We start from the raw sequence: 8,957 nt of genomic DNA, 5'->3' as shown, positions 1-8,957 counted from the left end.
AAGCTGGCGTTCAAGCCCAGCGACACTTTCAGCGCCGTGGTTTCACTGGACTACACCACGCAGGACGAAGCACTGACACTCGGCCAACCGACCGGCGGACTTTATTCCTATGATCTGGGCTACGCCCTGTTCAATGATCCGATCAATTTCAATCCGTATACCCAACTGGTTGCGCCGCCGACCGGGGACTATGATTTCAAGTCCAGCACGTCGTTTACCGGCGACGAAGGCCAGGACCTGACCCAGCAGGGCATCAACGTCACCATGGAGTGGAATCTCTCGCCAGAGCTGGAATTGCATTCCATTACGGGCTACCGCACCCTCGATGTCGCCTCCCATATCGATATGGACGCTTCGGAATACCAGTTGGCCGATATCTTCCTGAGCTTCGACCAGAAGCAGCTCAGCCAGGAACTGAACCTGCATTACGACAATGGCCGCACTTTCAACGGTGTGTTCGGCCTGTATTACATGGACGAGCAGGTGCCCTCGAGCCAGGTATCCAACTCCGATGACTTCCTGAAGTTCTTCGGCGATCCGATCAGCTTCCTTCGCACTTCCGATGACGATCTGCAGAACAAGAGCATGGCCTTCTTCGCCACCGGCAACTGGCAGTTCAAGGACGGTTGGGAGATGTCGGCCGGTCTGCGCTACAGCAAGGACAGCAAGGACTATTCCCGCACCACGTCCTATTATTCCGACACCCTCGGCAACCGCGACCCGGATGCCGCATTCAGCGTCAGCGATGATTGGTCTGCCTGGACCCCGACGGCCTCGATCCAGAAGGCCTTCAGCAAAAACAGCATGGGCTATTTCTCGGCGACCCGTGGCTTCAAATCCGGCGGTTTCAACGGACGCTCGACGGTGATTCCGGAAACCTACCGTCCCGAGTATGTCTGGTCCTATGAGGCCGGCCTGAAGCTGCAGTCCGAAGACGGGTTCTACACCGGACGTTTCGCGGTGTTCCACAGCAACTATGAGGATTTCCAGGCGCGCGTTTCGGAAGTCCAGGATCCAGACAATTTCCTTCCGACCTTCGCCTTTCCGGTGCTGAACGTCGAGAAGACCACCATCAATGGCATCGAGTTCGAAGGTATCGCCAAGCTCAGCGAGCATCTGGTCATTTCCGGACAGCTCGGCTGGCAGGATGCACAGTTCGACAAGTTCACCGATCCGCGCATTCCGCCGGGATCGCACCAGCATGTGCCCTTTTCGCCGGATTTGACCGCACGCTTTGCGATCAACCATGCCTTCCCGCTGGCCAATGGCAGCTTGATTACCGTTGGTGGTGACGCGTCGTACCGCAGCGAAACCTGGCTGTCGGTCGACAACGCCCCGGGTCTGCGCCAGGATGCCTATACGCTTCTGGGTCTTTACTCGCACTGGGATTCCGCCGACGGCAAATGGCACATCCGTGCCGGCGTCCGCAACCTGACCGACAAGGTCTACAAGACCGATGCCCAGGAGTTCTCCAGCATCGCGGGCATCCAGACCGCGTATTACGGTATGCCCCGCAACTACTACCTGTCCTTCGGCATGCACTTCTGATCGATCCGAACGCCAAAGAAAAACCCCGCTTTGGCGGGGTTTTTCATGGATGGTGGCCAATCTCGGAATCGAACCAAGGACACAGGGATTTTCAATCCCTTGCTCTACCAACTGAGCTAATTGGCCGAAGTGCATGCACTTTCAGACCGCTATTGTAGAGCCTGGGGCGGTTTTCCGCAAGCCCGCCGTGCTGACGCGGCCCTGAATGCCGTTGTCGGCCGCATGGCGGAATTTGGCCGATTTTGATAGGGTAAACCGTCCGAACCAATAATCGAGGTGCCCACCATGCGTCTAAAAGGAATGTTCTTACTCGTTGCCGTCATTGCCGGAACAGCCGGTGCGCAGGACCGCAAAACGGAACGGCTGAGTAAAATGGAGCAGCGTCGTGAATTCGTGACCCGATTCGCTGCGGAGCCGAAATCCAGTGTGCCGTTTTCGCGCAGTTATGATTTTGAACCGCTCGGCCGGCATACCGTGCTGCTCTACGAGTCGATGAGCCGTGCCTATCTGGTCGAAATCGAGGATTTCTGTCCGGATCTTCCGACCGCCATGGCCATCGGCGTGGACAACAAGACCTCGACCTTGAATGCGAAATTCGATGCGCTGCGCATCGGTGGACGCAGTTGCAAGATTCTGGAAATCCGCCCGGTGGACGTCAAGGCGATGAAGGCCGCGCAGAAAGCCGAGCGGGAAGCCGCCAAGGCCGGCACTTGATTCAGGCGGGTGTGTAGCCCCCGGGTTTTTCGGCACCGCCCTCGAACAGGAACTTCTGCATTTCCTCCTGCAGGAAAGCCCGGTGTTTCGGGTCGAGCGGCGACAGCCGGTTTTCATTGATCAGCATGGTCTGGTGTGCCAGCCAGTCGGCCCAGGCGGACTTGCCGATATGTTCGAACACCCGCTTGCCGAGTTCGCCCGGCCATGGTGCGAAATCTAGACCCTCCGTTTCAATTCCGGTTTTTACACAGTAAACGGTTCGGCTCATGGCAGTCTCTTCAGCAGTTTTTGAATGGGGGCGGGCAGACCGAGCTCGGGCAGCTCATCCGGCGTTGCCCAGCGCATGCGGGCATTATCCCTGATTTGCGTTTTGGCCGTGCAGGCATCCCACAGCAACGGCTGGATGATCAGCCGGAAATGGCTGAAGGTATGCGCAAAGGCCGGCAATGCCAGCGGTGCAGACGCGTTGCCGCTGATGAAATCTTCGGCCCGTGTTGACGCCTGTTCGGTATCGCCGGCTTCCGGCAGGGAATAAAGTCCACCCCAGATGCCTTTGTCCGGGCGCTGCTCGAGCAGAATTTCGCCGGAAGCCGTGCGTAAAAGCAGCACATGGGTTTCGCGTTCGGGAATCGATTTCGCCGGTTTGCGCCCCGGATAGTCCAGGACATTGCCTTGCGCCAAAGCGCGGCAGTCCTGGGCAAGCGGACAGCGTGTGCATTGCGGTTTTCGGCTGGTACAGACCGTGGCGCCCAGATCCATGATGGCTTGGCTGTAATCGGCCATCTTTTTTTCCGGCAGAAGTCTTTCCGCCAGCTGCCACAGTTGCCGGTCCACCGCGGTGCTGGCGGCATCGCCGGCAATGGCGAAGTACCGGGTCAACACCCGTTTGACATTGCCATCGACGATGGCATGACGTGCGCCACAGGCTTGACTGAGAATCGCGCCGGCCGTGGAGCGGCCGATGCCGGGCAGTGCCAGCAGGGCATCGTAATCCTCCGGCAGACGCCCGTTGTGGTGGATCATGCACCACTGTGCGGCTTTGTGCAGATTGCGTGCGCGCGAGTAATAGCCCAGACCGGCCCAGGCACTCATGACCGCGTCGGACGGCGCAGCCGCAAGATCGGACAGCTCCGGAAAGCGTTCCAGAAAGTTTTCAAAGTAGGGGATGACCGTCTGGACCTGGGTCTGCTGCAGCATGATTTCCGACAACCAGACCCGGTACATCGTGCGCGGGCGCTGCCAAGGCAGATCATGCCGGCCAAAGACGCTGTGCCACGCCAGCAGACGGGCGGCGAAATCGGAATCGGTCATTTACCGGTGCTGCGGCAACAGACCGTCGACATAGGCGATCGGATCGAACTCGCGCAGATCCTGCGGTTGTTCGCCAAGGCCGATGTAACGGATTGGAATGCCGAATTCACGCGCCAGCGCGAACAGCACGCCGCCTTTGGCGCTGCCATCGAGTTTGGTCACCACCAGGCCGGTAACGCCCACGGCGTCGTGGAAGGCGCGGCATTGATTGATGGCGTTCTGTCCCGTGGTGCCGTCGATGACCAGCAGCACCTCATGCGGTGCCGCCGCATCGATTTTGGCGATGACGCGTTTGATCTTGGCCAATTCCGCCATCAGGTGCGTCTGGGTATGCAGCCGTCCTGCGGTATCGGCAATCAGGATGTCGAACCCGCGCGAACGCGCAGCCTGATAGGCATCGAAGGCGACCGAAGCCGGATCGGCATCCTGTCCCTGCGCGATGACGGCAACGCCATTGCGTTCGCCCCAGATCTGCAGCTGTTCGACCGCCGCGGCGCGGAAGGTATCGCCGGCGGCGAGCATCAGGCTGTGGCCTTCGCTCTGGAAACGCCGTGCCAGCTTGCCGATGGTGGTGGTTTTGCCGACACCGTTGACGCCAACGGTCAGCAGCACGAACGGACCTTCCGGGGCTTCGATGCGCAGTGGCTTCGCCACCGGTTCAAGAATGGCGAGCAGGCGGCCGCGCAAGTCGGCGAGCAGGGCGTCGGTATCGGGATACTCGCGGGCTTTGAAGCGTTTGCGGACATCTGCCATGATCTCGGCGCTGACGCGCACGCCGACATCGGCACTGATCAACGCGGTTTCCAGTTCATCGAGGAAGTCGGGATCGAGTTTCGGGTTGCGCGAGAACAGACTGCCGAAGGTGCGCGCGAACAGGCTTTTCGCCACGGTCTGCTTGACCGCTTCGGGCGTGCTCAGAATGACCTCCGTGTCCTCGCCGATTGCGGGAGCTTCCGGCTTGCCGGTTTCGGGCTTGGGCTTTTTCTTCAAAAAATCGAACATAAGGCGATTCTGCGTCACAATAAGCGGAGATACGGAAGATATGGGGGCGGTGCGTGCGAACAACAGGGCAAGGCCATGTCCGCATTATAGCCGGTACGCTTCGCGGCTCGAAATTGCCGGTGGTCGAGCGTGATGGTCTGCGCCCGACGCCCGACCGTACCCGCGAGACCCTGTTCAACTGGCTGGCCATGAAGCTTGCCGGCCGGCGGGTGCTGGATGTTTTCGCCGGATCCGGGGCGCTCGGTTTCGAGGCCGCTTCCCGCGGGGCGGCCGACGTGGTTCTGCTCGAGCAAGATGCCGCTGCGGCCGCCAATCTGCGCGCCTGTCAGGAGCGCCTTAAGGTCAGCGGCATGCAGATCGTGCACGCCGATGCCCTGGCCTGGTTATCTGCCAATGCCGGACGGCAATTTGACGGCGTCTTTCTCGATCCGCCGTTTGCCAGCGCGATTTGGCCCCGGCTCTGGCCCGTGCTGCTGCCGGTACTTGCCGACGGGGCCTGGGTCTATGTCGAAATAGCCGGCGAAGCCAAATGGGATCTGCCGCCGGGTCTGCACCCTGAAAAAAGCGGAAAAACCAGGCATTCCAAGTATTTGCTGGCGCAATGGCATAAACCGGTGAATGGCTGATACACTATCGGCGGTCACCGATTCGAGCTCTTCATGCGCCAAAATACCCACCGGACAGCGGTCTATCCCGGCACCTTCGACCCGATCACCAACGGTCATGTCGATTTGGTCGCCAGGGCGTCTTTGCTGTTCGATACGGTGATTCTGGCGGTTGCCCAGAGCCCGAATAAACAGCCGGTGTTCAGTCTTGAAGAGCGTGTGGCCATGGCCGAGCATTCGCTGCGCGATTATGCCAATATCCGCGTGCTCGGCTTCAACGGTCTGTTGGCGCGTTTCGTCGATGAAGTCAAGGCCGGCGTCCTGCTGCGCGGGCTGCGGGCGGTTTCGGATTTCGAGTACGAATTCCAGCTGGCCAGCATGAACCGCCATCTCATTCCGGATGCCGAAACCGTTTTCCTGACACCGTCCGAGCAGTTCAGCTTCATCTCGTCATCGCTGGTGCGCGAAGTGGCGCGTCTTGGCGGCGACGTCTCCGAGTTCGTCCCGGCCAATGTGCAGTCGGCATTGGCGGCAAAATGGAAACAATCCACAACACATTAACCTGAGGGGTTCCTATGTCTCGTCACATCATCACCGCATCCGTTCTGGTCCTGAGCCTGGCTCTGTCGGCCTGCGGCAAGAAAGAAGAAGAAAGCAAAGACGCCGCGCCGGCCGTGGTCGCGGTTCCCACCAGCGATGACAGCATGGCCTGGAAGCAGTATCTGAGCTCGGTTGCGGTCAAGCCGGAATACCAGGAAGTGGTCACCGACCGCACCATTCCCTATTTCCTGCCGGTCAACAGCAAGACCGCCGACAACGACCCGAAAAACCCGGAAGTTTCCAGCCCGTACAGCCGCCAGATGGATGTGGTGAAGCCGGCCATCGAACGCACCGTCACCAAAGGCAATCTGCTCGTGTTCGGTTCGCCCGACAGCAAAACCATGGCCGACTTCATCGTTGAAGCCTTTACCGGCGCCGTACCGACCGCATTGAGCGGTTCGCATGTGCTGTTCATCGGCAAATCGGAAGATGCCGAGCGCGTCAAAGCCGCGGTTGAAGCGGCCGGCGGCGGCTTCCTGTTCGAAGAAGTCCAGTAATCGACGGAAAATTCCCGAATGCGGCTCGGCACTGCCGGGCCGCTTTGGTTTGAAGCCATGGCACTTCTGATCAACTCCCTGTGCATCAACTGCGATGTCTGCGAACCGGCCTGTCCGAACCAGGCCATCACCCAGGGCGAGGAGATCTACATCATCCACCCGGAGCGCTGCACCGAATGCGTGGGTCATTTCGATGAACCCCAATGCGTGGTGGTCTGTCCGGTCGAATGCATCGACAAGGATCCGGCCCATCCGGAAACCGAACAGCAGCTGCTGTTGAAACTCCTCCGTCTTCAGGAAGAAAGTGCATGAAACTCCGTCATCTGCTGATTGCCGTTTTGCTGGCTCCGGGCCTTCTTGTGGCCAAAGCGCCGCAGTCGCAGCAGCCGAAGCAGAACGCGGTGGCTTCGGCACACTATCTGGCCACCGAAGCCGGATTGGAGATTCTGGCCAAAGGCGGCAATGCCTTCGATGCCGCCGTTGCGGTTTCAGCCACGCTTTCGGTGGTCGAGCCGATCAGTTCGGGATTGGGCGGCGGCGGTTTCTTCCTGCTGCACGAAGCCAAGAACGGGCGTGACCATTTCATCGATGCGCGCGAGACCGCGCCGGCTTCGGCCACGCCGGAAAAATATCTGGATGCGTCCGGTGCGCTGAACCGTGACCGCGCCACCAACGGACCGTGGTCGGCCGGCATCCCCGGCTTGCCGGATGGTTTGGTGCATTTGGCTGAAAACTATGGCCGCCTGCCGCTCTCGGTTTCGCTGGCACCGGCCATCCGCACCGCACGTGACGGTTTTCCGGTGTATGCCCGTCTGGCCAATGGCTACACAGCCCGGCGTGACGTGATGGAGCGCTATTCCGGAACGCGTGGCGTGTTTCTTGCCGACGGCAATCCGCCGGCCGAGGGCGAACTGCTGCGTCAGCCCGATCTGGCCCGGACTTTGGAGCTGTTGGCGGCCAAAGGCCATGACGGCTTCTACAAGGGCGAGGTCGCCGCCAAGCTTCTGGCCGGAGTCAAGGCCGAAGGCGGCGAGTGGAGCGCGAAGGAACTCTCCGAATACCGCATCCGCGAACGCACCCCGATCCGTTTCGAATACGACGGGTGGCAGATCGTGACGGCGCCGCCGCCGTCCTCCGGCGGCATCGCCCTGGCGCAGATGCTGCAGATTCTGGAACCCTGGGATCTCAAAGCGCTGACGCAGACGCAGCGCACCCACCTGGTGACCGAGTCCATGCGCCGGGCCTTCCGTGACCGGACTTTCTATCTGGGCGACCCTGATTTCGTGCAGGTGCCGCAGCGCACCCTGACCAGTCCCGATTATGCCGCAGGCTTGCGCGCCACCATCCATCCGGGTAAAGCCACGCCCAGTAATCTGCTGTCCGGCGAGCAGACGCCGCTGGAAGACGAGGACACCACCCATTTTTCCATCATCGATGCCGAGGGCAACCGCGTAGCGGGGACGCAGACGGTCAACCTGCTGTTCGGCTCCGGCCTGATTCCGCCGGGAACCGGCGTACTGCTCAACAACGAAATGGATGATTTCGCCCTGAAGTCCGGAACGCCGAATGCCTTCGGTGTCATGGGCTATGACGCCAATGCCCCGAAACCGGGCAAGCGCATGCTCAGCTCGATGACGCCGACCTTCATGGAATCGAAAGAGCGTGTTGCCGTGCTCGGCACTCCGGGCGGCAGCCGGATCATCACCATGGTCCTGCTCGGTGTTCTGGGCTACGCCGATGGACTGGATGCGCAATCGGTCGCGGCTTTGCCGCGCTACCACCATCAGTGGCAACCGGATGCGCTGTCGACCGAGCGCAATGCCCTGCCGGCGGATGTCGTTACGGCGCTGCGCGCGATGGGACATACCGTCAACACGCCCGAAGATACGGCGGACGGCAGGCGCTCCAGCGACACCTGGGGCAATCTGCAGACCGTCAGCTGGGATAAATCCGCCAATCGGCTCAGCACCGGAAGCGATCCACGCAATCCGGTCGGACTGGGCAAGGTCGTCGATGCACAATCCAAGGTGAAGCCATGAAAGCCTGGTCCTTGCTGGGGAATTCGCAGAAACTCGATGGCGGCGCCATGTTCGGCAATGCCCCGAAGCCGATGTGGGACAAATGGGTCGCGGTCGATGATCTGAACCGCATCGATCTGGCCTGCCGTGCGCTGCTTGTCGAGGGCATCAATGGTAAAAGGGTACTGTTTGAAACCGGTGTCGGTGCTTTTTTCGAACCGAAACTGCGCGAACGCTACGGTATCCAGGAAGCAGGGCATGTCCTCTTGGACGAACTTGCCCGCATTGGCCTGAGCGATGCCGATATCGATGTAGTGGTGTTATCGCATCTGCATTTCGATCATGCCGGCGGCCTGCTGGCGCCATGGCAGGAGGGTCAGCCGCTGCGCCTGTTGTTCCCGAATGCGGTATTCGTGGTCGGCGCCGAGCATTGGCAGCGTGCGCAGCATCCGCATCCGCGTGATCGCGCCAGTTTCGTGCCTGAGCTCAATGCGCTTTTAGCGGCCAGCGGCCGTCTGGAACTGGTGTCCGGGGATACCACGCCGACATTGGGCGATGCCGTGCACTTTCATCATTCCGATGGCCACACGCCCGGTCTTCTGTTGGCCGAAATCCGCGGCAGTTCGGAGAGCGTGGTGTTCTGCGCGGACTTGATTCCCGGC

10 protein-coding genes, 1 tRNA gene and 1 pseudogene are annotated in these 8,957 nt (G+C 60.5%); 8 read left to right on the top strand and 4 right to left on the bottom strand.

Annotated elements, in window-relative coordinates:
- Positions 1-1,548, top strand: a 1,548-nt coding sequence (locus tag Q0W88_RS09500; protein WP_297802798.1) for a TonB-dependent receptor, incomplete at its 5' end; no start/stop codon positions are given.
- 50 nt (positions 1,549-1,598) lie between these two features.
- Here the strand turns inward: Q0W88_RS09500 and Q0W88_RS09495 are convergent.
- Positions 1,599-1,674: transfer RNA gene (locus Q0W88_RS09495), tRNA-Phe, on the bottom strand.
- Between the two features lie 159 nt (positions 1,675-1,833).
- Between Q0W88_RS09495 and Q0W88_RS09490 the strand changes: the two genes are divergently transcribed.
- Entirely contained in the window at positions 1,834-2,262 is a 429-nt protein-coding gene (locus Q0W88_RS09490) for a DUF6491 family protein (RefSeq protein WP_297802795.1), read from the top strand.
- Between the two features lies 1 nt (position 2,263).
- On the opposite strand, the gene Q0W88_RS09485 is transcribed toward Q0W88_RS09490, so the two are convergent.
- The 3 genes and pseudogenes from Q0W88_RS09485 to ftsY all read right to left on the bottom strand — a co-directional run.
- Positions 2,264-2,530, bottom strand: coding sequence for an oxidative damage protection protein (locus tag Q0W88_RS09485; protein WP_297802792.1), 267 nt, complete (start codon positions 2,528-2,530; stop codon positions 2,264-2,266).
- Entirely contained in the window at positions 2,527-3,573 is a 1,047-nt protein-coding gene (mutY, locus tag Q0W88_RS09480; RefSeq protein WP_297802789.1) for an A/G-specific adenine glycosylase, read from the bottom strand. The genes Q0W88_RS09485 and mutY overlap by 4 nt, the downstream gene beginning before the upstream one ends.
- Positions 3,574-4,470: pseudogene (gene ftsY, locus Q0W88_RS09475) on the bottom strand (signal recognition particle-docking protein FtsY); the annotation flags it as partial.
- Between the two features lie 158 nt (positions 4,471-4,628).
- Here ftsY and rsmD point away from each other — a divergent pair.
- The 6 genes from rsmD to Q0W88_RS09445 all read left to right on the top strand — a co-directional run.
- Complete coding sequence (rsmD, locus tag Q0W88_RS09470) at positions 4,629-5,201, top strand: 16S rRNA (guanine(966)-N(2))-methyltransferase RsmD (protein WP_297802786.1); 573 nt, start codon at positions 4,629-4,631, stop codon at positions 5,199-5,201.
- Between the two features lie 33 nt (positions 5,202-5,234).
- Positions 5,235-5,741, top strand: a complete 507-nt coding sequence (gene coaD, locus Q0W88_RS09465; protein WP_297802783.1) for a pantetheine-phosphate adenylyltransferase — start codon at positions 5,235-5,237, stop codon at positions 5,739-5,741.
- Between the two features lie 14 nt (positions 5,742-5,755).
- Positions 5,756-6,277: a hypothetical protein gene (locus tag Q0W88_RS09460; protein WP_297802780.1), complete on the top strand. Its 522-nt coding sequence runs from the start codon at positions 5,756-5,758 to the stop codon at positions 6,275-6,277.
- A 57-nt stretch (positions 6,278-6,334) separates the two neighbouring features.
- Positions 6,335-6,589 carry a YfhL family 4Fe-4S dicluster ferredoxin gene (locus Q0W88_RS09455; protein ID WP_297802777.1) on the top strand — a complete coding sequence of 85 codons (255 nt, stop codon included), beginning with the start codon at positions 6,335-6,337 and terminating at the stop codon, positions 6,587-6,589.
- The gene (gene ggt / locus Q0W88_RS09450) at positions 6,586-8,316 is read left to right on the top strand and encodes a gamma-glutamyltransferase (RefSeq protein ID WP_343212541.1); all 1,731 of its coding nucleotides are present in this window, start codon (positions 6,586-6,588) and stop codon (positions 8,314-8,316) included. The genes Q0W88_RS09455 and ggt overlap by 4 nt, the downstream gene beginning before the upstream one ends.
- The coding region (locus Q0W88_RS09445; RefSeq protein ID WP_297802774.1) for an MBL fold metallo-hydrolase at positions 8,313-8,957 on the top strand (645 nt) is incomplete at its 3' end. The genes ggt and Q0W88_RS09445, both read left to right, overlap by 4 nt.

It is taken from the genome of Arenimonas sp. GDDSR-1 (assembly GCF_025980345.1).
Taxonomy (GTDB): domain Bacteria; phylum Pseudomonadota; class Gammaproteobacteria; order Xanthomonadales; family Xanthomonadaceae; genus Arenimonas.
Note: the sequence above shows the minus strand (reverse complement) of the source record. Positions and strands in the feature narration are given on the sequence as shown.

Coding starts and splice junctions, on each gene's coding strand:
- Q0W88_RS09490 (WP_297802795.1), top strand. CDS start 1,834: ATGCGTCTAAAAGGAATGTTCTTACTCGTTGCCGTCATTGCCGGAACA.
- Q0W88_RS09485 (WP_297802792.1), bottom strand. CDS start 2,530: ATGAGCCGAACCGTTTACTGTGTAAAAACCGGAATTGAAACGGAGGGT.
- mutY (WP_297802789.1), bottom strand. CDS start 3,573: ATGACCGATTCCGATTTCGCCGCCCGTCTGCTGGCGTGGCACAGCGTC.
- coaD (WP_297802783.1), top strand. CDS start 5,235: ATGCGCCAAAATACCCACCGGACAGCGGTCTATCCCGGCACCTTCGAC.
- Q0W88_RS09460 (WP_297802780.1), top strand. CDS start 5,756: ATGTCTCGTCACATCATCACCGCATCCGTTCTGGTCCTGAGCCTGGCT.
- Q0W88_RS09455 (WP_297802777.1), top strand. CDS start 6,335: ATGGCACTTCTGATCAACTCCCTGTGCATCAACTGCGATGTCTGCGAA.
- ggt (WP_343212541.1), top strand. CDS start 6,586: ATGAAACTCCGTCATCTGCTGATTGCCGTTTTGCTGGCTCCGGGCCTT.